Origin of the sequence: Bradyrhizobium sp. HKCCYLS20291, from assembly GCF_051167715.1 — a bacterium.
Classification (GTDB): Bacteria; Pseudomonadota; Alphaproteobacteria; order Rhizobiales; family Xanthobacteraceae; genus Bradyrhizobium.
The window spans coordinates 119,718-144,562 of the sequence record NZ_JBNPTO010000008.1; the positions used below are offsets into that span (position 1 = coordinate 119,718).

The following is a 24,845-nucleotide window of genomic DNA, read 5'->3' on the forward strand; positions in this document are numbered from 1 at the left end:
CTGCACTCTCATGCCTTCGCGATCGGGCCGAGCTGCAGCTCGACGATGCGGTTGAAATCATCAGTGTCGGCGATGCTGCCGGCGCTGTCGGCCCAGATGCGCGCGGTGTCCGCGGCCATCGGCAGCGCGAGGCCGAGCTCGCCGATGAACTGGGCGGCCAAGCGCACGTCCTTGCGCATCAATTGCATGGTGAAGCCGGAATCGAAGGCGCCGTTGAGGATCCAGTTGGGCACGTTGACCAGCGTGACGCCGGAGCGGCCCGAGCCGGCGTTGAGACCTTCGAGCAGCCGCTCGGCATCGACGCCGGCAGCACCGGCGATGCGCAGCGCCTCGGCTGCGGTGAGCAGATGCGCAGCGCAGAGCAGATTGTTGACGATCTTGGCGACGTTGCCGGCGCCGACGCCGCCGACATGCACACACTTGGCGCTCATGCGCTCCAGCACCGGCAGCACGCGAGCGAGATCGGCATCCTCGGCACCGATGACCATCGTCATGGTGCCCGTCGCGGCGCCCTTCGGCCCGCCGCTGACCGGCGCGTCCATAAAGCCCATGCCGTGCGACCGAACCAGTTCCGCCAGATGGCGCGAGGTCTCGGGATGCGACGTCGAGGTGTCGACGATGGCGACGCCGGGCCGCGCATGGGCGACGATGCCGCCCGGACCGGCCACGACCCGCTCGACGATCTCGGCGGTGGGCAGCGAGAGGATGACGACATCAGCGGCAGCGACGACGGCGCCGATGCCGTCGGCGATCGCGATGCCCTCGGCCACCAATGCCTCGCGCGTCGCCGCGAGCGCATCGTAGCCCGTCACGGCAAAGCCCGCGCCCTTGAGCGTCAGCGCCATGCCGCGTCCCATTTTGCCGAGTCCGATGATGCCGACGGCGGTCACGACGCCTCCCACGCAAATTGCCTCAGAAGCCTAGCGGCCTGATCAGAGGGCAGACATCAGCGGCAACCGCCGCTATTGTTGACCTGAGGTCAACAGTTGAAATTCCCCCCGCGATGGCCGCCTTGCTCGACCACCACCGTCTGCACTACCTGCATGAGACGATCCGCCTAGGCTCGGTCCGCGCCGCCGCGGAGGCGCTCGACATCAACGCCTCGGTGATCAGCCGGCAGATCGCGCTGCTGGAGAAGGAGCTCGGCCTCACGCTGGTCGAACGGCTGAGCCGCGGCATCCGCGCCACCGAAGCCGGCGCGCTGCTGGTGGAGCGCTTCCGGCACTGGCAGGCGGACCAGGCCGACACCGTGGCCAAGCTGCGCGAGCTCACCGGCCTCAAGCGCGGCCATGTCGACATCGTGCTAGGCGAGGGCTTCGTCAGCGACCTGATGACGGGCCCGCTCGGCCGATTCTGGCAGCGCCATCCCGACCTGACCATGTCGTTCGATCTCGCCGGCACCAACGACGTCGTCAACGCGGTGGCCGAGGATCGCTATCACATCGGCCTGGTGTTCAACCCGTCAGCCGACCCGCGCATCCGCGTCGCCACCGCGAGCCGCCAGCCGCTGTGCGCGATCGTGCCGCCGGATCATGCGCTCGCGCATCTCGGCCGCCCGGTGCGCCTGCGCGAGCTTGCCGACCATCCGCTCGGCCTGATGCATCCGAGCTACGGCACGCGCCAGATCGTGGCGATGGCCGAAGCGGCCGAGCGCGTGCCGCTGTCGCCGAAGCTGACGACGAGCTCGATCAACGTGCTCCGGCACTTCGTCAAGAGCGGCCTCGGCCTGACGCTGCTGCCGGCCTTCTCGATCACCGCCGATCTCGCCGACGGCTCGCTCGCCGCCATCGCGATCGACAACCGCCTGCTTGCCTCGAGCGAAGCCTGCGTCATCACCCGCCGCGGCCGCGAGCTGCCGCACGCGGCAGGCCACCTGCTGCGCTTCCTGAGCGGCCAGATGCGGGCGTTTCGGGGTAAAGTTCCCACGCGCGCGGCCAGAGCAAGTACTAGTGCACGCTGATCGGCAGGCGCCACGCCCACGACCCAACGCGCCGTCATTGTGTTGCCACAACGTAACAACCATGGATTTTTGACGCGCAACCTCACGTATACTCTTGCGCAATCTGCGCGTCGCGTGGCTGACTACACGGATTGCAAAGTAGGCGAATATTTCAGGAGACGAGTATGGTCCCGCATCCGCCGCCGTGTTCCGCCGACGAAAGACTTTGGGGAAGCTTGTGCTACCCAAAAATCGACGCGCTCCGGATCATGAAGTCCGGCGACAATTTCGATTTTGTGCTCAGCGATGTGCCCAGCGAACTGCTTCCTGAGCTCGCCAAGTCCGTTGGTGACCAGGGACACCTGGTCGTCAAGAAGTCACAGCCAGGCTTCGAGGTCACCATCAAAGCCTTGCAACGTGATGACGCCAACAAATTGTTGAAGCAGCTTCAGCCCGATGCCGGCGCCAAGCTACCCGATTGAGGCACAAAAACATGCCCACACTCATATCGAGGGCAATGGCGTTCGCCCTGACGATCGTGCTTGTCGGCTGCGGCTTTACACCACCTCGTCTTACAGAGGGCTGGGAGGCTCAGGACATCGCCACCGACATGGTCTTTAATATCAAACGCAATATCTTTTGCGAGACAATCAAGGCGATACGCGAAGTCAACAAAATCCCGACAAGTTTCGGGCCGGCGATACCCCCGGACTATGGAGTTCAACTACAGTTGACATTGACGATTGCGGAAAGCTCAGCCCTCACTCCCAACCTCGTCTACAATCGTACGCTTCCAGACGGGATGGAATCGGGCAATGCGATCGGCCGCAGTTGGGGTGTCGGCCTATCAGGCGAACTCTCATCAACTGCGACGCGCACGGATACCACTTATTCTTATTGGGGCGTGTCCAAGATCGCTGGCCCAGGCAAAAACCAGAAAATGTGCGATGTAGAGAATTGGCCGATCGATCAGAATGTTAGCTCTCTTTTCGTCAAGTCTGACCTCGGAATCGAGCGGTTCTTGCGAGATCATGTAATGGCAGCGGATCTTCTCTATTCGTCGAAACCGATGGGAGACAAAAAACCCGAAAAGGTGGATGTCTATAGCTACGACCTGAAATTCGTCGTCGTATCAAGTGGCGGAGTTAGTCCACAATTCAAGCTCATTCCTCTCTCGGGAGGCGGGACCCCTATACTTAATGTGAACCGAACCCGAACCCACGAACTCCTGCTCACCTTCGGACCGACAGGCCCCAACGGATTCACACCTTCCGACATTTCGTTCAGTCAGCACCTTACAAACCAACTCAATTCATCGCTCGGCAGAAGGAGGCTTGTTCCGTAGCACGTCGGCGCCGCAGGATCGCTAAGATCCAGACTTCAGTGGAAGTGCTCGGCGGCCTGGGCAACCTGGGCAAGTCAAGCTGGCAGACGGGTAACAGATCCGCCGCGACCGATCGGATTGGTGTCTTCCGACGGGATTGCTCGCGGTCAAACACGTTGGAGCGGGTGAAGGGAATCGAACCCTCGTATTCAGCTTGGAAGGCTGCTGCTCTACCATTGAGCTACACCCGCGTCTCGCGCGTTCCCTAACATGGTCCGGAGCCGGTCTCAACCTCTTCGGGCGAGATCCCGATACAGGTGGGGTGGAGGTCAGCAGGCCCCGAATCGGGCGCGGCGCGCGCCATGGCTGCAACGCAGCAGGCGGCGCGGCCGATCAGGTTCCGTATTCGGCCCCCCTACCCCTCGGGCTCGGACAGCCCTATATTGAGATCTCCATCAACAACGAAAGGAGGTGATCCAGTGTCTTTCACCAAGCGCTGTCACCTCGCTGGGATCGCCCGCTGAGCGGCTCTTCGTGAGCAACGTTCGATGAGCGCGTGATTCGTCAGCGGATCGTGCCCATCGCGGCTCGGCAACGGGGCGCTCTCAGCCCTGGACCAGCGAGTTCAAGATCGGAGGCGCGGCGGGTCGGACGGCCCGCCGCGTTTTTTGCGTCAGGCGAGATCGTCCGCGGCGCTTGCCGGCTTCGCGCGCACGAAACGCCGCACCACCATGCCGCCGAAGCCGAGCATCCAGAAATACTGCACATACTCCGGCGCCAATGCCGCCAGCGCGATTCCCGGCACGAACACGACGACCGGAAAGATCGCGCCGGCGATTTCGGCATGGCGCCCGCCGCCGAACGCCAGCCACCACAAAGCGGCGTTCAGCGCGGCGATGACCGCCAGATGCGCGCCATAGAGCACGGCGACGGCGCTGCTCAGACGGTAGCTGCTGTAGAGATTGTTGGTGACCGGCAGTAGCACGATCGACAGCAGGAAAAACAGGTTGAGCAGCACGACGGGACGGCTGCCGAGCGGCTGGCGCGCCAACCGGCGGTGATGGCTGATCCAGAACACGCCGGCGATGATGAAGCTCAGCACCAGCCCCGCCAGGTGGCCGGAATAGGTGTGGACCAGCTCCGGCCAGCCCGGCATGTGGGCAAAATTCGGTTTCGGCAGATCGTAGGCCAGCAGCGTCATCGCCACACCGAAGATGGTGTTGGATAGCGATTCCAGCCGGCGCATCTCGAACAGGTCGGTTTGTGGCTCGGTCATTTCAACGGACGGATCGGACAGACGGGACGATTGCGCGCGCTCTATAGCAGGTCCCGCGCGCCCGCGCCCCGACCATCTGCCGACGGCGCGCTGCGCGCCGTCGCCTCACACCCTCGCGGCTTTCATCGGCTCACGTCCACCGGTCAACGGCAGGCATAGATGTGGCCGTCATAGCCGCGATAGCTCCGCGTCGCCGGATTGTAGCTGCGAAACTGCACGCAGGCCGGCATGCTGGCGGTGCGCAGCAGCCGCGGCCTCTCCTCGACCTGCGACCGGGCGGGCACCGCCGTCGCGGCTCCGGAGGGCTTCGCCATCACGATCATCGATCTGATCGCCGCCATCGGGCTCGGCCTGCTGGCCTCCTTGGTGACCGCCTTCGGGTCGGGCTGCCCGGCATCCTTCGCCACAACCACCATGGTCTTGCTGCCCGACGGCTTGCCCGGCGCAGCGCTCGCGAGCGTCCTGCCAGGTGCGGCGCTGGTTGCCGCGGGGTTGGCCGCCACAGTCTTGCCGGACGCCGACTTGCTGGAGACCGACTTGCTGGAGACCGGCCTGCTCATGAGCTTGGTCGTGGGCGCGATGCCCGCAGACGGCTTGCCGGTGACAGCCGCGTGTTTCGGCGCGACGGCGACCGGGGGAGCTGCAGCGGTGTCGGCCGCAGGCGGCTTGGCCGCGGCGGCCGCCTTGTCGGCAGCAACAGCCTGGCCCTGGGCGGCTGGCTTTGCATCCGTCGAGGCGGTTGTCTCATCGGCCGGCGGCTTGTCCTCGGCGACCGGCGATTCGGCCGGCTTCTTGATCATCTTCTTGCATTCGAGCGGGAACACCAGTTCGCCCGACGCCGTGAGCCCGATCGGCTCGCAGCCGCCGAACGGCCCGCTGTCCTTGCCGACGTCCTTGGCCTGCTCTCCGGCCGGTGATGCGCCCGGCTCTGCGCTGTGCGCAAGGCCTACGCCCGCAACAACCTCAAATAGAACAAATCCACACAACAAACCGGCTTGGCCGGTCTTCCGCCCCAATGTACGCATGACATGCTCGCTTGACGCACAGACTGCCGGCAGGCCATCACGCCATTGAGGCAAGTCTGTGAAGGCAAGCCGCAAAGCCGCGGCGGGATGTCAATTCGATGGCGTTGTGTCATGTCTGCACGATCCCGATCTCCAGCGCGGCGCCTTGCGTTGCGGTTGCAATCGACGCGTGCCAGGGTCGCGCCGCGCGCGCTGACCGCCTCGCAGGTGGCGGCAACCGCAAGCGAGCCTTCGGACAGCCATCTTGAGTTCACCTGACTACCGTCCCGACATCGACTGCCTGCGTGCCTTCGCGGTCCTCTCGGTGATCGCGTTCCACTACGACATCCCGCCGTTCCGCAGCGGCTATGTCGGCGTCGACGTGTTCTTCGTCATCTCCGGCTTCCTGATCACGCGCATCATCCGCGACGAGGTCAGCGACGGCACATTCTCCTTTGCCGCCTTCTACCGGCGCCGCGCCAGGCGCATCCTGCCGGCGTCCTTTGCCATGTTGTGCGCGACCCTGCTCGGCGCGAGCATCATCCAGTTGCCGCCGGAGACGGTGTCCACGGCGCAGCAGGCGCTGGCGGTGCTGGCCTTCGCCTCCAACATCCTGTTCTGGCTGCAACAGGGCTATTTCGACGCGGCTGCGATCACCAAGCCGCTGCTGCACACCTGGTCGCTCGGCGTCGAGGAGCAATATTACCTGCTGTTTCCGGCGCTGGCGCTCGCCGTCTTCAGGCAGCGGCGTGCGCTGATGCTCGCGAGTCTCGGCGCGATCTGTGCGGTCTCGTTCCTGCTCTGCGTGATCCAGACGCGGACCCAGCCTGCGACCGCGTTCTATTTGCTGCCGGCACGCGCCTGGCAGCTCGCGCTCGGCGCGCTGCTTGCGGTTGAAGCGGTGCCGGCGCTGCGCAATCAGCGGTTGCGGATCGCGGCAACGACGCTCGGATGGATCGCGCTCGGCATTTCCGCCAACATCTACTCGCCGCGCACGCCCTACCCCGGCATCGCCGCCTTGCTGCCCTGCCTCGGCACGGCCGCGGTGATCTGGGGCAACCCGTCGCTGAACAGGACCGTGCTGACGCTGGCACGGCCGATGATCGCGGTCGGGCTGTGGTCCTACTCGCTCTATCTCTGGCATTGGCCGGTCGTGTCGCTGACCACGGCGGTGTGGGGGCCGCCGAGCTCGGCGATGGACAAGCTCGCGCTGCTCGGCGCCTGCACGAGTCTCGCGCTTGCAAGCTTCTATCTCATCGAGCAGCCCGCACGACGCGCCACATGGCCGGTGACGGCGCGGGCGCTGGCCGCGACCGGCGCCGTCGCGCTGGCGGTCAGTGCGGTCATGATCGTCTGGTCCGGCTTTCCGGCGCGCCTGTCGCCGCAGCAGCAGGCGATCGCGGACTACCTCAACTATGACCACAGCCGCGTCTATGAGGACGGCACCTGCTTCCTCTCCTCGCCCCAGACCTTCACGGCGTTGCAGCCGGCCTGCCTCGCCAAGGGTCCGGGCCGCAACATCCTGCTGTGGGGCGACAGCCATGCTGCGCACCTCGCACACGGGCTGGTGCGGGCGTTGCCGCCGCAATCGACGCTGCTGCGCGTGACGATGGCGGGATGCGTCCCCTATGTCGAACCGGGTCAGTCGACGGCGTGCGCCGACTTCAACGGCCGCCTCCCCGGCCTGGTGCGCGATCTCGCACCCGAAATCGTGATCCTCTCGGCCAATTGGTCACGCACGGTGATGGGACCGGCCGCGCGAGCAGGCCTGCTCGCCACGATCGGCGCGCTCACCGCGGCAGGCAGCCGTGTGGTGGTGGTCGGACCGAGCCCGCAATTCGATCGTCCGCTGCCAAGCCTGCTGATCGCGACCGCGCGATTCGGCGTTCGGACGGACGGACACATGGTGGAGCTGCCGCGCGAGACCGACGACTTCCTGCAGGCGCTGCTGAAAGATGTGCCGCAGACCGACTACGTCTCGCTGCTGACGCTGCTCTGCCCCGGCCATCATTGCGTGCTGCAGGCCGACGACGGCGCGCCGCTGGCCTGGGACGAGGGTCATTTCACCGCGCAGGGATCCGAGCTCGCAGCCGCGCGCATCGTCGCGGCCTCTCAGGTCTTGTCCGCCGCCGCGCGCAGGAGCGACTGAGCGGCCTCTCCAGCCATCCTGGACGACCCGTTTTTGAAGTCCTGACGCATTGATCATGTTGACCGGCTGTCATCGTCCGCCCCCGGGTCTCGCCTCCGGCGAGCCCGAGGACAGGCTCCGGCGGACGATCCAGTACGCCGTGACACCTCGGTTCAATATCTTCTGCTGCGGAGTACTGGATGCTCCGCCTTCGCGGAGCATGACAGTAGTGGGATTGGCTCAACCCGGAAACAATATGGAAACGCTCGTCTAGTCATCCGCCAGGAACGCCGCAAAGATCGGAGCGGCACGCTCGCCCATGCGCAGCGCCCCCGCCACGGTGAAATGGCCGGCATCCTGGAACAGCCAGACGCCATCCTGCACCACCGGACAGCGCTGGTCGCAATACACTTCCGAGGGCTTCAACAGCGCCACCTTGGGCAGCGGCGCGATCGCCTGCGCCAGGACGGCATCGATGGTGCGGTTCGCTGCGATCGCCTCGCCACGAGGCACCGCATCGCACGGCTTGGCCGGAGCGTGCCACAGCGGCCCGGGCAGCATGCGCAATTGATCGAAGCCGCAATTGACCGGCCGAACCTGGCCGCCAATGACCAGGAAGTGTCGGCCCGGACGGTCGAGCAGCCGGACGGTCTCGACGAGATGCGCGGCCACGTCGGCGTTGCGCGCTTCGGCCTCGGGGCCGCCGCTGAGATCGAGATACTTGTGCCACGCCTGTCCGATGATGACGAAATCGGCCTGCGACTGCTGGATCCGCGGCAATTCGCTGTCACGGTTGTCAGCGCAGACGCGCGCCCGCGGCCCTCGCGCGGTCAGGCCCGCCAGCGCCGGACAATCCATCAGGGTCGAGACGTGACCGATCATGCCACGCGTCTTCAAGGACGCATCGAGCACCGCGACATATTGCTGGACATAGGAATCGCCAAGCATCTCGACGCCGCGCGTGCCGTCGAGATCGCCGAACACACAGAGCCGGCCGAAGGTCCGTCCACATTTGTTGAGGCCGAATCCTTGAAGCTCCGATAGCGCGAGCTGGTCGTCCGCCAGCCGCGAGACGACTCCGTTGGCGCGGAAGGTCATGTGCGCGAGCCCGGCGCAGACCACCACGACGCTCGCGAAGCTCGCCGCCTGCGCCCAGCGCGGCCAGGCGAGCCGACGCATCGGCCGCTCGACGCCCGTGTAGAGCAGCGTCGTCAGCGCCGCGATCAGCGCGAGCTGCACGGCCAGTCCGGCCGCCGTCTCTGCCGCATCGCCAATGATGAAGCGGACGAAGAAGATCACCGGCCAGTGCACGAGATAGAGTGAATAGGACGCGGCGCCGACCGCCCGGACCGGGCGCGCCATCACCAGCGATGTCGGTGCATTGGCGGCGATGATGATCGCGGCGGCGACGCATGGCACGAGCGCGGCGACGCCGGCATAGGCCTGGGCGCGGCCGATCAGGAGGAGACTGCCGAGCAGGACGATGTCTCCCCACGTCGCCATGATCGTTCGCGCGCGCGGCGAAGACGACAGCCGCGCCTCGAGCGGAATAGCGAGCGCGCCGAGCCCGAATTCGAACGCCCGGAACGGCGTCAGGAAGAACACCGCGTCCGCATCCTGCGGCAGCCACAGCACCGCGGCGACGAAGGACAGCGCGCCGATGGCAGCGATGACGCGAAAAAAACGGCTGCGGCCGGCCCAGATCAGCAGCAAAGGCGCCAAGGCATAGAACTGGACCTCGAGCGACAGCGACCAGAGATGCAGCAGCGGCAGCTGATCGGCGCTCGGCGCGAAATAGGCGCTCGCCTCGCGCCAATACTGGACGTTGGAGATCGACAGCAGTCCGTGCGTCGCCTCCTTGGCGAGCTGCCGCAGCGCGTCGGGCGACAGAAACAGCCAGCCGACAGCGAAGCACGCAGCAATCGTCGCAATCAGCGCCGGCAGCAGCCGCCGCGCCCGGCGCAGATAGAAGTCCGACAGCGAGAAACGTCCCGCCGCGACGTCGCGCAGGATCTGGCCGATGATCAGATAGCCGGAGATGACGAAAAAGATGTCGACGCCGGCAAAGCCGGCCTCGAAACCAGCGATTTTCAGATGGAAGAGAACGACGATGACGACGGCGACCGCCCTGAGCGCGTCGATGTCTGCACGATGACTGCGTTCCAACGTGGTTCATACCGCCTGATGTCCGAGGCGAACGAGATGCGCAGACACCCGTGGCAACAGCGGGAAACATCGATGACGTCATCGGATCCATCCGATGACGGCGGGCTGGCGGCAGCGTGGCCGAATTGGATCAAACCGCGGGCGATGGCGGCGCCTTGCTCGGCAACTCCGAGCACGCTGAATTCCGACGGTCTGGTCATCATCGCCCCGTTCGCGAAGCGACGGGCGGCCAGCCGATCGAGCCCTCAGGCCCGGGCCTGTTTCGCAGCCACCAGCCCCAGTCCTCCGGCAGGAGTGAAACGGGATCGCTGTGAGCAAGCTCTTGGGCCGCCCAAAAAGGCCAATGCGGGTTGGACACGATATCCGCCAGTTCCTCGCGAATGACCCGATCGGCCGCAGCGGGAATGCCGAGATTCCAGCTGACGCCCACCGGGACTGCGGCTTCGCGGCGCACGCGCGCCGCGCGCTCCACCATGAAGCCAACCTGATCGAACGGGACATCCTTCATATCGTCGGTGTTCAGGCCGAGGCTGATATCTGCGAAATCAAGACCATGCTTCTTCAATTCCGCAATTGCCCAGATCGCGTCATCGAAGCGGATCCCATTCTCGTTGAAGTCATCGGATCCCAGGCGCACCGTCAGCGGGAGCTGCGAAGGCCAGACCTCGCGTACCGCGTCGAGCGCCTCCCGGTGGAAGCGCAAACGCTTGTCGCGCGAGCCGCCATATTGATCCGTGCGCTGATTACCGAGTGGCGAAAAGAAGCTCGAGCCGAGATAACCGTGGGCAAAGTGCATTTCGAGCCACTCGAAACCGCATTCCGCTGCGCGGCGCGCTGCGTCCGCATAGGCGCGCATGATGTCGCGAATGTCCCCGACGCTCAGCTCCTGAACCGGCAGTGTATATCGCCGCCCATGCGGTATCGGAGACGGACCGCGGACCTGCCAGCCGTCCGGATCGCTCGGCGGCAGCTGTGTCCTGCCTTGCCATGGCTTGTTCTCGCTGCCACGGCGACCCGTATGACCGAGCTGGATCGCCGGCACCGCTCCCATGTGCTTGACGAGGCGGACGATCCTCGACAAGCCGTCCATCTGTGCATCGTCCCAAAGGCCGGCGCAGCCCATGCTGGTGCGGCCATCTGGTTGAATTGCGATCTGCTCGGCAAAGACCAGGCCGAACCCGCCAGCGGCGCGCGACCCCAGGAGCATCAGATGAAAGTCTGACACCTGGCCATCGGTCGACCGATACATCGTCATGGGCGACATGGCGATGCGATTGCGCACGGTCACACTCTTGAGTGTGTACGGCGAGAACAAGTCTGGCATGGACTTCAGCCTGGAGCGAGACGAACAGCTATCCTTCGACTTGTGAAATGACCGGTCAGGCGCATGACGAGGGGGCGCAAGGTCGCCCGCCGTCTCAATACTTGCGGCCAACCAGAACACGCGCGCCGGCAGGACCGATCTCTTCGCAGTGGAGACAACCTTCGGGTACGGCAAAGACCTCCCCAGCCCGGTAGGACACCGCATCCGCGCCACGAATGATCGTGAAGACTCCGTCGAGCACGAGACCCCGAACGGAGAAATGATGGCCATGCTCGCCATTCGCAGGCGTGGGAGCATAGGTCTTCGTTTCTATCTCCGTATAGCCATCGGCCGCGAGTGACGCTTCGAACACACGTGTATCCATGATCTCGATGCCTCGTGCGAGGTTTCTCGTGTGACGTTGAAGATCGTGCCCAGGCGCGAAGAGCGCCCTTCGCGAACATATTCGTTAGTCAAACATGTCCGGCTGGGTCTCGGCAATCTGACCGTAGAGCGTCTGGAAGTGCAGCCAACCGATGTAGTCGCTGCCGACGTGCTCGCGGCTGTACTTTGCGGTCTTTTCCGACAGAAGCTTCGGCTTGATGCCGGTAGCCTCGATCAGCAATTGCTGCTTGCAGGCGCGTTCGAGGGCGATGAACCAGAATGCAGCGTCGTCGATGCTGTGGTGGCTGGTCGTCAAGAGCCCATGGTTCTGATGCAGGACACCGCGATTGCGGCCGATCTCCTTGGCGACCGACACACCGCTTTTCTGTTCGACCGCCACGGCTCCTGCAGATGCGCCGATGACGGCATGGCTCTTGTAGAACGCGGCGGCATCCTGACTGATCATGTCCAAGGGCCGGCCGGTCGCGCACCACGCGGTGCCATACACGGTGTGTGCGTGACACATCGCCATCACCTCCGGGTATTCCTCATGGACCGCACCATGCAGGACAAAGCCCGCGCGATTGATCGCGTGACGCCCCTCGATGACGTTGCCCTTGTGGTCTGCCAGGATCAGGTTGGACACCTTCACCTGTGAAAAGTGCACGCACATCGGGTTGGTCCAGTAGAGTTCCGGACGCTCGGGATCACGTACGGTCAAATGGCCGGCGAAACCGTAGTCGAAGCCGTGCATCGCAAACGCGCGGCATGCCGCGACGAGATGCTGTTTGCGATAGGCCCGCTCTTCCGCATGGTTCGCAAATTCCGGAATCTCCGGGAAAATCTGCCCCGCCGTCTCCGGCTGATAGATCGAGATTCGCTTCCGGCCAGCGCTGTCGGACGGAAGATCAATGGCGGCCGACCGATCGTGATGGTCTTCGAGCATGGCAAGCCTCGGTCATTTGATGTGGTTGGGGGCGGCGGCAAGAAATCGGCGGCAGGGGCGCACTGCGGTCTCCAACAGCCTAGCTGTGACCACGCAGATGGATTTTGACAAATGAGGTATTTTCACCAGTGGGTGAACCAGATTCACGGCCGGCGCGCCGCCGGACATCAGGTGAGCCGAAGAGTTCGCCGGACAAGTTCTGCCGAACTAGCCCCGGTTCGAGATCGTAGGATCGCACTCTCAACGCGACCAACAGAGATCAATTTCAGCGGAGTCAGTAGCCGATGGTGGGGGAGGCAGGACTCGAACCTGCGAAGCCATGAGGCGGCTGATTTACAGTCAGCTCCCTTTGCCACTCGGGACACTCCCCCGTATCGACGGCAGTTGACGGCGGACCGCGGAACAAGCGGTTGAGCGACCATCAGCGCCATGGAGACGGTAAGACCGCGGGGCCCGGATGAGGGGCGCTGCGCGGCCGGGGCCCTTATGATCGAAGCGGGGCCGTAAAGTCAACCAAGGGACGACGAATTTTCCCAAGCGGGCGGTGCCAAATTGCCAGAATCCGCGGGCCGTGACAGAAGCTCGTGGCATGAGCGAACGCGATCGAAAGCCCCCTTTCCGCCGTCAGGGCGGCAAATTCCCCGGCAAACCGCGCGGTTTCGAGCGGCCGCAAGCCTGGCGGGAGCGCGAATCCGGCCCGGACGGCCCGGTGATCCTGTACGGCTGGCACACCGTGACCCTGGCGCTGGGCAATCCGAAGCGGAAGATTCGCAAGCTGTACCTGACCGAGAACGCGGCGCGCCGGCTGGCCGACGAGCGGATCGAGACCCGGGTGGCGCCGGAGATCGTGCGGCCGAGCCAGATCGACCAGCGGCTCGGCCCGGATGCCGTGCATCAGGGGCTGCTCGCCGAAGCCGATCCCCTGCCCTCGCCCGACATCGACACGCTGTCCCCCGAAGGCATGATCCTGGTGCTCGACCAGATCACCGATCCGCACAATGTCGGCGCCATTCTCCGCTCGGCGGCGGCGTTCGACGTCAGGGCGATCGTCACCACCGCCCGACACAGCCCGGAGGCGACCGGCGTGCTGGCCAAGTCCGCATCCGGCGCGCTCGAGCTGGTGCCGATCATCACGGTGCAGAATCTCGCCCGCGCGCTGACCCGGCTCAACGAGCGCGGCTTCCAGACGGTCGGGCTCGACAGCGCCGGCGGCATCGACATTGCCGCGGTGGAATTGCGCCAGCCGCTGGCGCTCGTGCTCGGCGCCGAAGGCAAGGGCCTGCGCCAGCTGACGCGCGAGACCTGCAGCGTGGTGGCGCGGCTCGACATGCCCGGCGCCATCAAGAGCCTCAACGTCTCCAATGCCGCAGTGCTCGCGCTCTATGTCGGCGCGAGCCGGCTCGGCCTGATGCCCAAATGACGAAACGCCCGCGCGCGTGAGGCGCACGGGCGTTGCGTGATCGTGCCAATCGTGCTGGTCAGTAGTAGCGGCGCAGCACGCGCTGACCGTGATAATAAGACGAGGCACCCCAGCGATAGGCGCTGTGAGGCTGGCCGTAGACCATCGCCGGCGCAACGCGCGTGACCTCATAGGCATGGTGGCGATGGTGGTAGCGGTAGACCGGGATCGCATTCTCCTGGTAGGCCGGATACGGCGCGAACGCGCCCGGGCCGCTGTAGGTCGGGCCCTGGTTCACGTAGTAGTACTGCCGGGTCGGCTCCGCCAGGCGCTCGTACTGCCCACCGCAGTTGCCGCAAGCGGAAGAGCCGTAGCCGTGATCGTGATGATAGGTGTGGGTCGGCTGATAGCTGACGGTCGGCGCGCACGGGCTGGCATGGCCGCAGGGCGCGCATGACGAATAGCCGCAGGCCATGGCGGGCGCGCTGCCGGCGACAGCCAGGCCGGCAATGCCGACAAGTGCAGAAATCGTAGGACGCATGACTCTCTCCTCTTGATCTGTTTTCTTAATCTTCGAACTGTTTCGGACCCGGCTCAGCGGAGATAGGCCGGTGGTCGATTGCCGTCATCGCGCGGGCCCTCGCGCGGCGCCAGGATCACGGCCGGCGGATACATCGGCACCTCCGGCTCGGCCGGCTGCATCCTCGATTCGGCGCCCCATGAGCGGGAATAGCTCTCTGCAGGCTTCGGCAGCTTGCGATCGGCCGGCGGTTCGATCTCCATGCGGCCATAGCCCGGCTTCGAGCCGAGCGACGGATAGTAGTGACCGACATAGGGCTCCGGATCGTACGGCCGGCCACCATAGACCCGCGGCTGGATGTGATGACCCTTGCCGAGGCCGAACTGGCCTTCGACCACGGCATAGGACGCATCGACGCCGTTGATGACCACGGGCACGCCCGGCCGCTGCGGGATCACGATCTCAAAGCCTTCGCTGGCGAGCACGGGCGATGCCGTGCCGATCAGAATCGCAAGAGCCGGTGCAAAACGCATGAATTCACGCCCTGGTTGCCGCATTATCAATACCGCAACGCGCGCCGCCATGGGTTAAGCGCGCGGCTCGATCTGCAGGTAAGCCTAACGCGTCGGCCATTCGTCCGGGTTAATGAGCCCAGGATGCTTTGCTCGGCAGGGTTAAAGCGTGGTGGCGAAGAGCGCGGCACGCAGCCGCGAGCCTCCCGCTCTCTCATCGCGCGACACGGCAGAAGAAGCGCGTAGCTCATGCAAAAACATTGAGGGTTGCGGCGGAACACCGCCGCTGGATCGTACTTAGAGGATGGGGCTCAACGACGGAGTATTCCATGATCAGATCTGCAATTCTCGGGGCTGCTGTTCTCGCAACCGCGCTGGCCGGCCCGGCGATGGCGCGCGACATGCACCACCGCCACATGGCCCGCCATGACGCCGCAATGATGCAGCAGCGCGCGGATGGCGGCTGGAATAATGGCTGGAATAACGATTGGAATCGCCGCGGCACCGGCTTCTGGCCGGCGGATGTCGCCGCTGGCGCCGTGGGCGCGGCCGCCGGCGTGGCTGGCGCCGCCATCGGCACCGCGGGCGCGATCGCCACGGCGCCGTTCCGTACCGCCGATGCTTACGCCTACGATCCAGGCCCGTACCGCTATGGTCAGCCGAGCTTTGATCGCGGCCAGAACGGCTATTACGGCGACTGGAACAGCTACGCCGCCCGCAACGGCCTCGTCTGCCGCCCCGGCACGCTGTTCAAGGGCAGCGACGGCGCGATGCACATTTGCCAGTAACGCCGCAAGCGGCGCAGCGTCAGGGGGCGGCCGAACGGCCGCCCTTTCGCGTGCCAGGACGAGAGTGCGGGACTGCCCATGGCAGTAGCCTCGCTTCATCAACTCTGGTACGAACACCGCGCTTCGGAGCCCGTCGTCAGGCTTGGCCTACGAGACCTCCGCTGCACCCGATATCAACGTCTCCGGGTGCATCAGCCGGCTTAGCTCAGCGGTAGAGCAGCGGTTTTGTAAACCGAAGGTCGGGGGTTCAATCCCCTCAGCCGGCACCATCCGACGCAACCTCGCCGGCGATGGCCCTCTTTCTGGCGACCAATGCACGGCAAGCGCCGTCAGGAATACCGTTGTCTGCTCCGACCTGAGCCTGTCGGGCTGTGCGCGTGGGCATCGCGCGCCGCAACTGTGGCAACAATGTTGTCACAACTCATGCACGACTCTCAGTTGTCCCCAGAAGCTACTGGTGTTCCAGCTTGATTTACAACCGCTGCTTTGCTGCAATTGTGGCAGCGACGGGGGAACGGGCGTCATGAGCTGGAAGGAAGAGCGCGACGCTTTGATCGCACAGACGATGGCGTTCGTGCAGTCGGTGACCGGCAAGCCGGCCGATTTTGCGCAGTTCGAACTGCCGTCCGTGCCGGTCGGCACGCCCGTGACACCGCAACAGACCGCGCTGGCGCGCACGGCTCAGCCGGTAGCAGAGCGGGCTCCCGCTGGTGCAGCCTCCCCCCCGCGTTCCGACGTGTCGTCCGGGGCCACCCCATCTGAGCCCGTCAGGCCCATGGGCGGCGAGGCCGGCGCGCGACAAGCCAGCCCGATGCGCCCGGCCAAGCCGGCATCGGAGCACTTCACCAGCATCGCTTCGCAGCTCGACTTGCAGCGCGACATGCAAACGGAAATCCGCGCCCGCGTGGCCCGGTTTCGGGCCCACCAGGAGCGCCTCAATCGTGAGCGGCAGGAATATTTCAGCACAACTTTGGCGCGTCTGAAGGCCTCGGCCGCCGGGACCGTGATCCCCGAGGATTGAGACCCCCGGGGATTAAGATCCCCACGAGCCCTCACCGCTATCATCACCAAGCAAAAAACCCTTCGAATGAAGCCGGAAACCGACGCGCTGGCGCTACAGCCACGCACACAGCAGCGCCAAATTCGCGACGCAGGCAAGCAGCAGCCCAAAGGTGAGCGTGAGCTGGATCCGCCCGCAGAAGATGTGGAGATCGGTTCCCATGGCTTAACCATCCGGCGATTCTAGCCCCGGAGTCCCACGGATTCTTTTTCCAAAAATTTAGGACTCGTTTACGACTCGCCGGGACCGAAAAGGCCGTTTTCCGGCCCAAAACATGCCCGGGTGTCGCTACAACCCCTGTTCATCCTCGGTTCATTCTCCGCCGACCTGGAGTTGCTTGGAATGCCCTATGCCCTGTTCTGTAATGACGCCCAGATGAGCAAGGCGTACCCGACCGAGGCGGACGTGTGGAGGCTGGCGCGACAGAGCGGGCTTGTGGTGGACGTGATGATCAGCGCCGGCCGCTCGACGGCCCAGCTGCAACTCGACAATGATTACGAGATCAGGGCCTGCGCTGCCGAGCCGGAGGAAGATCCCTGGCAGAACCGCGCCGAGGCAGAGCAGGAATTCAACATCCCGTTCGCCTCCTGATCCGGGCGGCGTCTGCACGACCGTACGAGCGGACCGGCCGTTCGCTACGTGGCGGGAAGAGATTTGTCTTAGGGAAGCTCGCGGCAGACGGGGCCGCGATCAGCGGGCAGCCAGAGCTGCCCGCTGCGAGGTCGCCATGAAATCCGGCTCTACGGCGTCGCCGTAGCCAAAGATGCGGTTTCGGACGGAAGGGCGACGCAGGCGCGCTTGCGGCTGACGCCGCGGATTGCACCGGTCACCTTCAGCACCTTCCCCGACGGGCACGACGCGGCTTGCACCAGCGCCACCTCGTAAGGGGCCAGCATCAACGGTTCGGACTTCAGGACGGTTTGGGCGGAGCACGGCAAAGTAGCCGCCGACAGCAACAGCAGGGACACTAAGATACGCATGTGGGATGATCCATCAAACCGGCGTACTCATAATAGCAATTGGTGACGAAAGTTTCACGGAGGTGTGAAAATTTTTTTGCACTGCGTGAACGCCTTCCAGCACCCCGACCCTCCCGGCCCCCAGACAGCCAAACGCCCGCGTCGAAACGCGGGCGCAGCCCCATCTGGCCGTATTGGTCACCGTCCCGGCGATGCGATCAGTACTTGCTGGCGACCGGCCCGCCCCAACCGAAGCGGTAGTTCACCCCGACCTTGACCGTGTGCTCATCGTTGTTGAACCGGCTGCCCACGACCGGGGCCGGACCACTCGTGAAGGTGGTATTGCCGAAATTATAGTACTGATACTCGGCTTTGGCCGACCAGTTGGGCGCAAACATGTACTCCAGTCCGGCGCCGACGGTGTAGCCATCCTTGTTGTTACCGCTGGTGGTGAAGCCGGCCGGCACACCCGCCACGCTGACGCCGAGGCCGTTGCCGTCACGCCAAGCGTAACCGCCCTTGGCATAGAGCAGCGCCGGTCCCCAGGTGTAGCCGAGGCGGCCGGTCACGGAGCCGAGCTGGTTGGCGCCGGTGGCCGTTACGAGCGTCGCGCCGGGGAAGCCGAAATTGGTCGTATTCCGGTCCATCCAGCTGTATTGGGCTTCAATACCCAGCACCCAGTTCGGGGCAAACTGGTAGTCAAAACCGCCTTGGACACCACCGAGGAAGCGGCCGTTGTTACCATCGAGGCTGTTGGCGCCGGCGAAGGCGCCGCCGAGATGACCGCCGAGGTAGAAGCCGGTCCAGTTATAGATCGCCTGCGGCGGCGTATAGACCGGCGCCTTGGTGTAGGTCCGCGCGGGCATGTCGGCGGCGAAGGCCGGCGCGGCCAAAGCAGTCAAAGCCACTGCACTCAAAAAAAACCGTTTCATGGGACGTCCCCGTTATTCGTTTGCGACATCTATCGAACATCATGGCCGCATTTGGGTTGCGCGATGGCGGTGACGCAGCTGTGATTGCTCAGCGCGTGTCACCAGAGAGCAACAAAGGCCTTTTGTTCCATAGGCTTCCCGAAGATTCCGTGAAGCTGCACGCCTCGCCCGACATTTGGTCGCGGTGAGGCGGCAAAGCGTTTGAACCCGTCTCGTACTTGTGATGGCGCCGCGCTGCGACAAGCCCCTGCGACGACGTGCCAGACCTGCAAAAAGGCGGCTAGCGCGTCAGAGCCGCCAGCTCCGGGAACGACGCGTAGGTCGCGCCCCCGCAGAGCTCAGCGGCATCCTCGATCAGACGGTCGAACCGGCCGTCGACAAAGACCGCTGCGCGTTCTCGCGGCGCCGGATAGCTGCCATCGGAGTCGCGGGCGGCGAAACGCAGGCAGGTCACGTATCGTAGCCGACCACCGACCGTGCGCTGCACCGGCTCGGCCAGCGCCCCGTCCCGCACGCCAACCGGATTGTTGAGATAGGTCTTGAGGTACGCCAGCAGCTCGCTGCGGTAGCTGGCCGGAAACGGTTGGTTCGAGACGCCGCGATCATCGGTATAGGAGATGCCGCGATTGTCCTCGGCGACGAATGCCGCGGGACCCCCGCTGGCACACCCCGTCAGCAGCAGCGCCAGCATCGCCGCCGGCCAGCAGTTCATTTTCCCCATCGCCACGGCGCCCAACTCTCAACGATCCCGTCGTGCGAGCTTCTAGCCCAAGCCGGCGGCGAGTGAAATCGGCGCCGCGTCCCGGCTGGTCAAACGGCTGTCGCCGGAAACACCTTTCGGCGCTCCGGCGACAAACCGATTGACGTCACGGCATGCGCAGGGATCAGCCGCGGCGGGTCGCCGGAGTGACGCGCTTGAAGCTCACCTTCTTGTGGCTGGCCGTCTCGATGCCCGCCTTGGCGCTCGCCGAAGTCTTCACCGCAGCGTGCGAAACCTTCACGTTGTGGTGATGGCGGAGATGCGCGACGTGACGATGCTTGTGGCGGAGCAGCGATGCATGCGGCTTGCCCTTGGGCTTGTCGACCGCCGGCTTCATCTCGTTGGCCTTGTCGCCGGCCTGGGTGACGGAGCCGGTCTTGGCATCGGTCTTGGCATCAGTCTTGACATCAGTCTTGGCGCCCGTCTTTGGCGCTTCCGTCTTGATGGTGGCAGCTCCGGTGGTCTGCGTGGACTTCGCGGATGCATCGGTTTTTGCAGGACCAGCGGCGAACGCAGGCGCAGCCAGGATCGAAGTGGCGAGCAGCGCGACGGACATTGTCTTCAGCATGGTCGTCTCCGTGATGTGAAGATCTGGAGGTACCATCCAGTCTGGATGGGCTCGTGATCATGGAAACGACGATAGGGAACCGGCACTGAACCTGCCGTGAAGTAAAGCGACGAATTCAGTTCATGGACATGAAGGGATAGTCATCGAGATGACTAGCCTGTCATTATGTGGCCAGTATAATGAACCGATCGCGGCGCAAAATCCGCGCAAACGAACGGGAATATTTCGCAGCTGCGGAAGTTCTTCTCCGCATGCAGTCACCACCTGTTGGATCGACAACTCGGGAGATTACGAATGAAAAAGTCTGCGATCAGGATTGCCACGCTGGCGCTGTTCTCGATGGCCGTGGCCTCCGGGCCGCTGCTTCTGTCGAAGGCCTATGCCGCTGGCAGCGACACCCCGTCTCCGCCGCCGGCGTCGGATTCTTCCAAGAAGAAGAAGGACAAAAGCTCGAGCATCGAAGATCCGAAGTTCCTGGCGGCTTATCGCACGGCCTACACCTCGATCTATGATCGTGGCGACTACGCCACCGCGATCCAGCAGCTCAAGGCGATGAACCGTGAGGAGGTCGCCGATGTCGCCAACCTGATCGGCTACTCCTACCGCAAGCTCGGCAACTACCAGGCCTCGAAGCAGTATTACGAGCAGGCCCTGGCGGATGATCCGAACCACGTGCGCACTTGGCAGTATTACGGCCTGTGGCAGCTCGAACAGGGCAACCGCGAACAGGCCAAGTATCACCTCGACAAGGTGGCGCAGCTCGCCGGTACCAACAGCGCCGAATATCGGTCGCTGGCCGACGCGCTCGAGAAGCAGCCGGGCACCGGCCTCGTCTACTAAGACGCGATCGGTCCAGCCCCGGTCACAACAGTGGCGCAACCCGAAAGGGTTGCGCCATTTTCGTTTGTCCGCGGCCATTCGTCCGTTATGGATGAGAGCTTGCATCTTTGAATATTGATCATGCCTTTTGAACGGGAGATTGCCTCGTGGAGCCCTGGCTTGGCGCAGCACTCGGTTACATCAAGGACTGGCTGGCCTTTCAGGTCGAGGTCTCCGAACAGCCCGGCTGCATCATCGCGATCGCCCATCGCGGCGAGATCGTCATGGAAGCAGCCTATGGGTCCGCCAATCTCGACAGCGGCGAGAAGCTGACGCCGCGGCATCGTTTCCGCATCGCCTCGCACACCAAGGCGTTCACGTCAGCCGGGATCATGCGCCTGCGCGAGCAGAAGCGGCTGAAGCTGGACGATGCGGTCGGCGACCATGTCGGTGATCTGCATCCCGACGTCGCGACCGCCACGCTCAGCCAGCTGCTGTCGCACACGGCGGGACTGATCCGGGACGGCAAGGATTCCAGCCAATTCACCAACGGACGGCCTTATCTCGACAAGGACGAACTGCTCGCCGAGCTGCGACTCGCACCGGCGATCGAGCCGAACAGCCGCTTCAAATACTCCAACCACGGCTACGGCCTGCTCGGGCTGGTGATCGAGGCCATAACCGGCGAGCCCTACGCCGTCTGGCTGCAGCGCGAAATCATGACCCCACTGGGCTTGCGCGACAGCGCGCCGGACATGGCGCTGCTCGGCAAGTCCGTGCCATTCGCGCGGGGCCATTCACGCAACCAGCCGCTCGGGCGGCGCGCGGTGATTCCCGGCGACAATCCGACCAACGCGATCATGGCGGCCGCCGGGGTCGTCGCGACCGCAGCCGATACTGCCCGCTTCTTTGCCCAGCTCGCGCCCAACGCGAAGAAGAGCCTGCTCTCGGTCGCGAGCCGGCGCGAGATGGTCCGGCGGCAATGGCGCGTCCCGCAGGACATCGAGGAGGCCTATTACGGTCTCGCATTGATGAGCGGCACCACCGCAGGCTTCGACTGGTTCGGCCATGGCGGCGGCTTCCAGGGCTATATCTCGCGCACGTCGGTCATCCCCGCCCGCGAACTTGCGATCACCGTTCTGACCAATGCCATCGACGGCTGGGCGCCGGCATGGGCCAATGGCGCCAAGTTCATCCTGCAGGCCTTTGCCCAGCATGGCGCGCCCTCCCGCAAGACGCGGGACTGGACGGGGCGCTGGTGGACGCTGTGGGGCGCGGTCGACCTTGTCCCCTTCGGCACCCAGGTCATGGTCGCCAATCCGAACTTCATCAATCCGTTCATCGACGCCGCGCGAATCGAGCCGACTGGCCGCGACACCGGGCGAATCGTGCAGGCCGCCGGCTATGCGAGCCATGGCGAGCCAGTCCGGCGCGTGCGCACCAAGACCGGCGTCAGTGAGATCTGGCTGGCCGGCGCGCGGGTGCGGCCCGAGCGCGTGGTCAGGGCGGAGATGGAGCGGACATACCCGAAGGGTCGCCGGAAGAAGGATGCCTGATGCAGCGCTACTTCATCAGCGCTTCGGCTTCGCCGCGGAACGCCTTGCGCGCGTCGTCGCGGGAATAGAACATGTGGCCGCCTGGATAGACTACGAGCTTGAGCCGCGGCGGGCGGGCGAAGGCCGGCAACTGGTCGAGCAGGATCTTCGAGCCGTAATAGGGCGTGGCGAGGTCGAACAGGCCGTGGCCGATCAGGAGCTTCAGCTTCGAATCGAGCGCCATGATCTGCCGGATGTCGCCGGCCGATTCCGGCGGGCTGATGCCGCGGCCGAAATCCCACGAGCTGTTGACGGCGCCGTTCAGCAACTCATACGACCCGTCGGGCCGCCAGTTGAGCTTGCGCGTGGTCAGCTCGACCGCAGCGCTGGTGAGCGGTGCGGTGAGCACGTCACCTGAGGGATCGCCGCTACGCGAGCGGCTCGAATCCGGATTTGGGTCGATGCCGAGCACCGAGGCATCATATCGGCCGGTGATGCGCCCATTCTTGCGGTCGAACTCGCGGCGAAACTCCGAGATGTCGAAACGGCCGGCCAGGCGCCGGCTGACCGTCTGGTCGATTCCGGTCAGGCTCGCGACCCTGTCCGCAAGCCGGTTGGTCGCTTCGACATCAGCCTCGCCTTTGACGAGATCGAGCAGGAAGTCACCGCTGGCGTAGCGCTCGACATCGGCGAGATCGGCGCGGCTCACCGGCCCCTTGATCTGCCTGGCGACGGCCGCATAGCTCGGCAGGCTCGCGACATATTGCATCAGACTGGAGCCGGAATAGTCGCGGAAGTCCATCAGCGGCGAGAGCAGGATCAGACCGCTCACGCCGACGCCCTGATCGTGTTGCAGGTTATAGACGATCTTCGGACCGCGAATGCCGCCATAGCTCTCGGCCGCAATGAACTTCGGCGACGCCAGCCGGTCGTGCTTCTCCAGCCAGCGGCGCACCACCAGCGACAGCGAGCGGACGTCACCATCGACCGAGTAGAAGCGCCTGCGCACCTCTTCGCCAGATGCCACAAAGCGGCTGTAACCGGTACCGACGGGATCGACGAAAACGAGATCGGTGAAGTCGAGCCAGGTCTCGGCATTGGGCATGAGATCCGGCTTCGCGGACGGCGTCACGCTGGCCGCATCGATCCCGATCCGCCACGGGCCGGCATTGCCGAGCTGCAGATAGGCCGACGACGCCCCCGGTCCGCCATTGAAAAAGAAGGTGACGGGACGGCTGGCGCGGTCGGTGCCGTCGAGCTGATAGGAGGTGTAGGCGATGTCCGCCTGCGGCTCGCCCTTCTCGTTGAACAGGCGGATCGAGCCGGCGGTGGCAGCAAACGACAGCGTACGGCCGCGCAGTTCCAGAGTGTGCGTGGTCGTCGAATCGGCTGGCAGCTTGTGCTGCTCGGCGGCAGCTGACGACCCGGGCGCGTTGGCCGACCGATCCCCGGCCGAGCCGGTGCGCGGGGTGCTGGACTCGGCATGAGCCGGAGCCGCCGGCGGAGCGTCCTGGGCGCGCACGGCCTGGACGGCGACAAACGCAGTCATTGTCGCGGCCAGCAGGGCATTCCGCATCAAGCAAGCTTTCGAACCGCTCATCCAAACCACTCCTCTGGCCGCGTGCGACGCCGCGGTCGAAAGTTACCGCTCTTTTCCCGCCGCATGAACCGCGGCTGCGGATTAAGCTCAACCAACTCTTCCGTGATCCAGGTCACGTCGGGGCGAGTGCCTGTTCCCTGCAGTTGTGATATGCGCTCGAACCTCTCGGTCCCGTCCGACGTCCCAATCTTGGGACAACAGCCGCGCCGCCGGTTGCGATCACGGAGTTCATCATGAAGTACCCGACGTTCATCGTCGCGGCCCTCACCGGGCTAGCCGCACCGGCTCTCCTTGGGCCGACGGCGGCCTGGGCCGGGCCTCCGGCCGCGCTGGTCGAGGACGTCCAGGGCGAGGTCGCCGGCGCCGAGCTGATGGACTATGTCGCGCCCGGCCAGGTGATCAAGCTCGGGCCCGACGGCGCTGTGGTCATGAGCTACCTGAAATCATGCCGCCGCGAGACGGTCAGCGGCTCCGGCAACGTGACGGTGGGCCCGGCCGAGAGCAAGGTCGACGGCGCGACGCTCAAGAGCGACATCGTCAATTGCGACGCCAGCCATGCCCAGGCGACGACGCGCGAGACCAGCGAGGTGGCAGCGACCATCGTGCGTAGCCTCGGGTCGGACAACCCGCCGGTGGCGCAAGCCGTCATCTATGGCGCCTCGCCGATCGTCGAGGCCAAGGGGAGCGGCACGCTGGTCGTCGAGCGGCTCGATCAGCCTGGCGAGCGCCAGCAGATCGAATTGTCGGGCCGGCAGTACAAGGGCCGGTTCTATGACTTTGCCGGCACCAGCCATCCGCTGACGCCGGGCGGAATCTATGTGGCGAGCTTCGGCGCTGCGCGCCTGGTGTTCAAGGTCGACGCGCAGGCCAAGGCGGGGCCCGGCCCCGCGGTCGGTCGACTGATCCGGCTCAACTGAAACTGA

The 24,845-nt window shown here is 64.8% G+C and carries 26 protein-coding genes and 3 tRNA genes; 12 read left to right on the forward strand and 17 right to left on the reverse strand.

Features of this window, described 5'->3' with window-relative positions:
* Nucleotides 1-8: 8 nt before the first annotated feature.
* Nucleotides 9-890 (reverse strand): NAD(P)-dependent oxidoreductase, encoded by an 882-nt coding sequence (locus tag ACQR07_RS19410; RefSeq protein WP_434903795.1) that lies wholly within the window; start codon nucleotides 888-890, stop codon nucleotides 9-11.
* A 113-nt stretch (nucleotides 891-1,003) separates the two neighbouring features.
* Here ACQR07_RS19410 and ACQR07_RS19415 point away from each other — a divergent pair, with 113 nt between their 5' ends.
* The 3 genes from ACQR07_RS19415 to ACQR07_RS19425 all read left to right on the forward strand — a co-directional run bounded on the left by ACQR07_RS19415 (nucleotide 1,004) and on the right by ACQR07_RS19425 (nucleotide 3,284).
* Complete coding sequence (locus ACQR07_RS19415; RefSeq protein ID WP_434903796.1) at nucleotides 1,004-1,960, forward strand: LysR family transcriptional regulator; 957 nt, start codon at nucleotides 1,004-1,006, stop codon at nucleotides 1,958-1,960.
* A gap of 164 nt (nucleotides 1,961-2,124) precedes the next feature.
* Nucleotides 2,125-2,421, forward strand: a complete 297-nt coding sequence (locus ACQR07_RS19420) for a hypothetical protein (protein ID WP_434903797.1) — start codon at nucleotides 2,125-2,127, stop codon at nucleotides 2,419-2,421.
* Between the two features lie 35 nt (nucleotides 2,422-2,456).
* Nucleotides 2,457-3,284 carry a hypothetical protein gene (locus ACQR07_RS19425; protein WP_434903798.1) on the forward strand — a complete coding sequence of 276 codons (828 nt, stop codon included), beginning with the start codon at nucleotides 2,457-2,459 and terminating at the stop codon, nucleotides 3,282-3,284.
* Nucleotides 3,285-3,440: 156 nt separating this feature from the next.
* Here ACQR07_RS19425 and ACQR07_RS19430 read toward each other — a convergent pair.
* The 3 genes from ACQR07_RS19430 to ACQR07_RS19440 all read right to left on the reverse strand — a co-directional run bounded on the left by ACQR07_RS19430 (nucleotide 3,441) and on the right by ACQR07_RS19440 (nucleotide 5,564).
* A tRNA-Gly gene (locus tag ACQR07_RS19430) sits at nucleotides 3,441-3,514 on the reverse strand.
* Nucleotides 3,515-3,936: 422 nt separating this feature from the next.
* Entirely contained in the window at nucleotides 3,937-4,539 is a 603-nt protein-coding gene (locus ACQR07_RS19435) for a TMEM175 family protein (RefSeq protein ID WP_434903799.1), read from the reverse strand.
* A 143-nt stretch (nucleotides 4,540-4,682) separates the two neighbouring features.
* On the reverse strand, nucleotides 4,683-5,564 hold the full coding sequence (locus ACQR07_RS19440; protein WP_434903800.1) for a hypothetical protein: 882 nt from the start codon (nucleotides 5,562-5,564) through the stop codon (nucleotides 4,683-4,685).
* 244 nt (nucleotides 5,565-5,808) lie between these two features.
* On the opposite strand from ACQR07_RS19440, the gene ACQR07_RS19445 reads away from it, so the two are divergent.
* Nucleotides 5,809-7,692 (forward strand): acyltransferase family protein, encoded by a 1,884-nt coding sequence (locus tag ACQR07_RS19445; protein ID WP_434903801.1) that lies wholly within the window; start codon nucleotides 5,809-5,811, stop codon nucleotides 7,690-7,692.
* A 249-nt stretch (nucleotides 7,693-7,941) separates the two neighbouring features.
* Here the strand turns inward: ACQR07_RS19445 and ACQR07_RS19450 are convergent, their stop codons facing one another.
* The 5 genes from ACQR07_RS19450 to ACQR07_RS19470 form a co-directional block, all read right to left on the reverse strand.
* Complete coding sequence (locus ACQR07_RS19450; RefSeq protein ID WP_434903802.1) at nucleotides 7,942-9,837, reverse strand: acyltransferase family protein; 1,896 nt, start codon at nucleotides 9,835-9,837, stop codon at nucleotides 7,942-7,944.
* Nucleotides 9,838-10,036: 199 nt separating this feature from the next.
* Complete coding sequence (locus ACQR07_RS19455; RefSeq protein WP_434903803.1) at nucleotides 10,037-11,161, reverse strand: NADH:flavin oxidoreductase/NADH oxidase; 1,125 nt, start codon at nucleotides 11,159-11,161, stop codon at nucleotides 10,037-10,039.
* Between the two features lie 94 nt (nucleotides 11,162-11,255).
* Nucleotides 11,256-11,525, reverse strand: coding sequence for a hypothetical protein (locus tag ACQR07_RS19460; protein ID WP_434903804.1), 270 nt, complete (start codon nucleotides 11,523-11,525; stop codon nucleotides 11,256-11,258).
* An 84-nt stretch (nucleotides 11,526-11,609) separates the two neighbouring features.
* Nucleotides 11,610-12,470 (reverse strand): class II aldolase/adducin family protein, encoded by an 861-nt coding sequence (locus tag ACQR07_RS19465; RefSeq protein WP_434903805.1) that lies wholly within the window; start codon nucleotides 12,468-12,470, stop codon nucleotides 11,610-11,612.
* A gap of 285 nt (nucleotides 12,471-12,755) precedes the next feature.
* Nucleotides 12,756-12,841: transfer RNA gene (locus tag ACQR07_RS19470), tRNA-Tyr, on the reverse strand.
* Nucleotides 12,842-13,059: 218 nt separating this feature from the next.
* Between ACQR07_RS19470 and ACQR07_RS19475 the strand changes: the two genes are divergently transcribed.
* The gene (locus tag ACQR07_RS19475) at nucleotides 13,060-13,890 is read left to right on the forward strand and encodes a TrmH family RNA methyltransferase (RefSeq protein WP_434903806.1); all 831 of its coding nucleotides are present in this window, start codon (nucleotides 13,060-13,062) and stop codon (nucleotides 13,888-13,890) included.
* A 58-nt stretch (nucleotides 13,891-13,948) separates the two neighbouring features.
* Here the strand turns inward: ACQR07_RS19475 and ACQR07_RS19480 are convergent, their stop codons facing one another.
* On the reverse strand, nucleotides 13,949-14,410 hold the full coding sequence (locus ACQR07_RS19480) for a hypothetical protein (protein WP_434903807.1): 462 nt from the start codon (nucleotides 14,408-14,410) through the stop codon (nucleotides 13,949-13,951).
* Between the two features lie 53 nt (nucleotides 14,411-14,463).
* A complete protein-coding gene (locus ACQR07_RS19485) occupies nucleotides 14,464-14,922 on the reverse strand; it encodes a hypothetical protein (protein WP_434903808.1) in 459 nt (152 codons plus the stop codon).
* A 308-nt stretch (nucleotides 14,923-15,230) separates the two neighbouring features.
* On the opposite strand from ACQR07_RS19485, the gene ACQR07_RS19490 reads away from it, so the two are divergent.
* The 3 genes from ACQR07_RS19490 to ACQR07_RS19500 all read left to right on the forward strand — a co-directional run bounded on the left by ACQR07_RS19490 (nucleotide 15,231) and on the right by ACQR07_RS19500 (nucleotide 16,710).
* The gene (locus ACQR07_RS19490) at nucleotides 15,231-15,689 is read left to right on the forward strand and encodes a hypothetical protein (RefSeq protein WP_434903809.1); all 459 of its coding nucleotides are present in this window, start codon (nucleotides 15,231-15,233) and stop codon (nucleotides 15,687-15,689) included.
* A gap of 194 nt (nucleotides 15,690-15,883) precedes the next feature.
* Nucleotides 15,884-15,958: transfer RNA gene (locus ACQR07_RS19495), tRNA-Thr, on the forward strand.
* A gap of 188 nt (nucleotides 15,959-16,146) precedes the next feature.
* Nucleotides 16,147-16,710 carry a hypothetical protein gene (locus ACQR07_RS19500; protein WP_434903810.1) on the forward strand — a complete coding sequence of 188 codons (564 nt, stop codon included), beginning with the start codon at nucleotides 16,147-16,149 and terminating at the stop codon, nucleotides 16,708-16,710.
* 93 nt (nucleotides 16,711-16,803) lie between these two features.
* Here the strand turns inward: ACQR07_RS19500 and ACQR07_RS19505 are convergent, their stop codons facing one another.
* Entirely contained in the window at nucleotides 16,804-16,911 is a 108-nt protein-coding gene (locus ACQR07_RS19505; protein WP_434864674.1) for a glucose transporter, read from the reverse strand.
* Nucleotides 16,912-17,091: 180 nt separating this feature from the next.
* Here ACQR07_RS19505 and ACQR07_RS19510 point away from each other — a divergent pair, with 180 nt between their 5' ends.
* Nucleotides 17,092-17,340, forward strand: a complete 249-nt coding sequence (locus ACQR07_RS19510; RefSeq protein WP_434903811.1) for a hypothetical protein — start codon at nucleotides 17,092-17,094, stop codon at nucleotides 17,338-17,340.
* Between the two features lie 149 nt (nucleotides 17,341-17,489).
* Here ACQR07_RS19510 and ACQR07_RS19515 read toward each other — a convergent pair whose 3' ends face one another.
* From ACQR07_RS19515 to ACQR07_RS19530, 4 genes are all read right to left on the reverse strand, one after another.
* Nucleotides 17,490-17,729, reverse strand: coding sequence for a hypothetical protein (locus ACQR07_RS19515; RefSeq protein ID WP_434864676.1), 240 nt, complete (start codon nucleotides 17,727-17,729; stop codon nucleotides 17,490-17,492).
* A gap of 197 nt (nucleotides 17,730-17,926) precedes the next feature.
* Nucleotides 17,927-18,640: an outer membrane protein gene (locus ACQR07_RS19520; protein WP_434903812.1), complete on the reverse strand. Its 714-nt coding sequence runs from the start codon at nucleotides 18,638-18,640 to the stop codon at nucleotides 17,927-17,929.
* 280 nt (nucleotides 18,641-18,920) lie between these two features.
* The gene (locus tag ACQR07_RS19525) at nucleotides 18,921-19,352 is read right to left on the reverse strand and encodes a hypothetical protein (RefSeq protein ID WP_434903813.1); all 432 of its coding nucleotides are present in this window, start codon (nucleotides 19,350-19,352) and stop codon (nucleotides 18,921-18,923) included.
* 172 nt (nucleotides 19,353-19,524) lie between these two features.
* Nucleotides 19,525-19,968, reverse strand: a complete 444-nt coding sequence (locus ACQR07_RS19530; protein ID WP_434903814.1) for a hypothetical protein — start codon at nucleotides 19,966-19,968, stop codon at nucleotides 19,525-19,527.
* 294 nt (nucleotides 19,969-20,262) lie between these two features.
* On the opposite strand from ACQR07_RS19530, the gene ACQR07_RS19535 reads away from it, so the two are divergent.
* A complete protein-coding gene (locus ACQR07_RS19535) occupies nucleotides 20,263-20,808 on the forward strand; it encodes a tetratricopeptide repeat protein (protein ID WP_434903815.1) in 546 nt (181 codons plus the stop codon).
* A 146-nt stretch (nucleotides 20,809-20,954) separates the two neighbouring features.
* Nucleotides 20,955-22,343: a serine hydrolase domain-containing protein gene (locus ACQR07_RS19540; protein WP_434903816.1), complete on the forward strand. Its 1,389-nt coding sequence runs from the start codon at nucleotides 20,955-20,957 to the stop codon at nucleotides 22,341-22,343.
* 7 nt (nucleotides 22,344-22,350) lie between these two features.
* Here the strand turns inward: ACQR07_RS19540 and ACQR07_RS19545 are convergent, their stop codons facing one another.
* Entirely contained in the window at nucleotides 22,351-23,922 is a 1,572-nt protein-coding gene (locus ACQR07_RS19545) for a S10 family peptidase (RefSeq protein ID WP_434903817.1), read from the reverse strand.
* A gap of 233 nt (nucleotides 23,923-24,155) precedes the next feature.
* Between ACQR07_RS19545 and ACQR07_RS19550 the strand changes: the two genes are divergently transcribed.
* The gene (locus tag ACQR07_RS19550; protein ID WP_434864682.1) at nucleotides 24,156-24,839 is read left to right on the forward strand and encodes a hypothetical protein; all 684 of its coding nucleotides are present in this window, start codon (nucleotides 24,156-24,158) and stop codon (nucleotides 24,837-24,839) included.
* Nucleotides 24,840-24,845: the final 6 nt, after the last annotated feature.

Coding starts and splice junctions, on each gene's coding strand:
- ACQR07_RS19415 (WP_434903796.1), top strand. CDS start 1,004: ATGGCCGCCTTGCTCGACCACCACCGTCTGCACTACCTGCATGAGACG.
- ACQR07_RS19420 (WP_434903797.1), top strand. CDS start 2,125: ATGGTCCCGCATCCGCCGCCGTGTTCCGCCGACGAAAGACTTTGGGGA.
- ACQR07_RS19425 (WP_434903798.1), top strand. CDS start 2,457: ATGGCGTTCGCCCTGACGATCGTGCTTGTCGGCTGCGGCTTTACACCA.
- ACQR07_RS19435 (WP_434903799.1), bottom strand. CDS start 4,539: ATGACCGAGCCACAAACCGACCTGTTCGAGATGCGCCGGCTGGAATCG.
- ACQR07_RS19440 (WP_434903800.1), bottom strand. CDS start 5,564: ATGCGTACATTGGGGCGGAAGACCGGCCAAGCCGGTTTGTTGTGTGGA.
- ACQR07_RS19455 (WP_434903803.1), bottom strand. CDS start 11,161: ATGCCAGACTTGTTCTCGCCGTACACACTCAAGAGTGTGACCGTGCGC.
- ACQR07_RS19460 (WP_434903804.1), bottom strand. CDS start 11,525: ATGGATACACGTGTGTTCGAAGCGTCACTCGCGGCCGATGGCTATACG.
- ACQR07_RS19465 (WP_434903805.1), bottom strand. CDS start 12,470: ATGCTCGAAGACCATCACGATCGGTCGGCCGCCATTGATCTTCCGTCC.
- ACQR07_RS19475 (WP_434903806.1), top strand. CDS start 13,060: ATGAGCGAACGCGATCGAAAGCCCCCTTTCCGCCGTCAGGGCGGCAAA.
- ACQR07_RS19480 (WP_434903807.1), bottom strand. CDS start 14,410: ATGCGTCCTACGATTTCTGCACTTGTCGGCATTGCCGGCCTGGCTGTC.
- ACQR07_RS19485 (WP_434903808.1), bottom strand. CDS start 14,922: ATGCGTTTTGCACCGGCTCTTGCGATTCTGATCGGCACGGCATCGCCC.
- ACQR07_RS19490 (WP_434903809.1), top strand. CDS start 15,231: ATGATCAGATCTGCAATTCTCGGGGCTGCTGTTCTCGCAACCGCGCTG.
- ACQR07_RS19505 (WP_434864674.1), bottom strand. CDS start 16,911: ATGGGAACCGATCTCCACATCTTCTGCGGGCGGATCCAGCTCACGCTC.
- ACQR07_RS19510 (WP_434903811.1), top strand. CDS start 17,092: ATGCCCTATGCCCTGTTCTGTAATGACGCCCAGATGAGCAAGGCGTAC.
- ACQR07_RS19515 (WP_434864676.1), bottom strand. CDS start 17,729: ATGCGTATCTTAGTGTCCCTGCTGTTGCTGTCGGCGGCTACTTTGCCG.
- ACQR07_RS19520 (WP_434903812.1), bottom strand. CDS start 18,640: ATGAAACGGTTTTTTTTGAGTGCAGTGGCTTTGACTGCTTTGGCCGCG.
- ACQR07_RS19525 (WP_434903813.1), bottom strand. CDS start 19,352: ATGAACTGCTGGCCGGCGGCGATGCTGGCGCTGCTGCTGACGGGGTGT.
- ACQR07_RS19530 (WP_434903814.1), bottom strand. CDS start 19,968: ATGCTGAAGACAATGTCCGTCGCGCTGCTCGCCACTTCGATCCTGGCT.
- ACQR07_RS19535 (WP_434903815.1), top strand. CDS start 20,263: ATGAAAAAGTCTGCGATCAGGATTGCCACGCTGGCGCTGTTCTCGATG.
- ACQR07_RS19545 (WP_434903817.1), bottom strand. CDS start 23,922: ATGAGCGGTTCGAAAGCTTGCTTGATGCGGAATGCCCTGCTGGCCGCG.
- ACQR07_RS19550 (WP_434864682.1), top strand. CDS start 24,156: ATGAAGTACCCGACGTTCATCGTCGCGGCCCTCACCGGGCTAGCCGCA.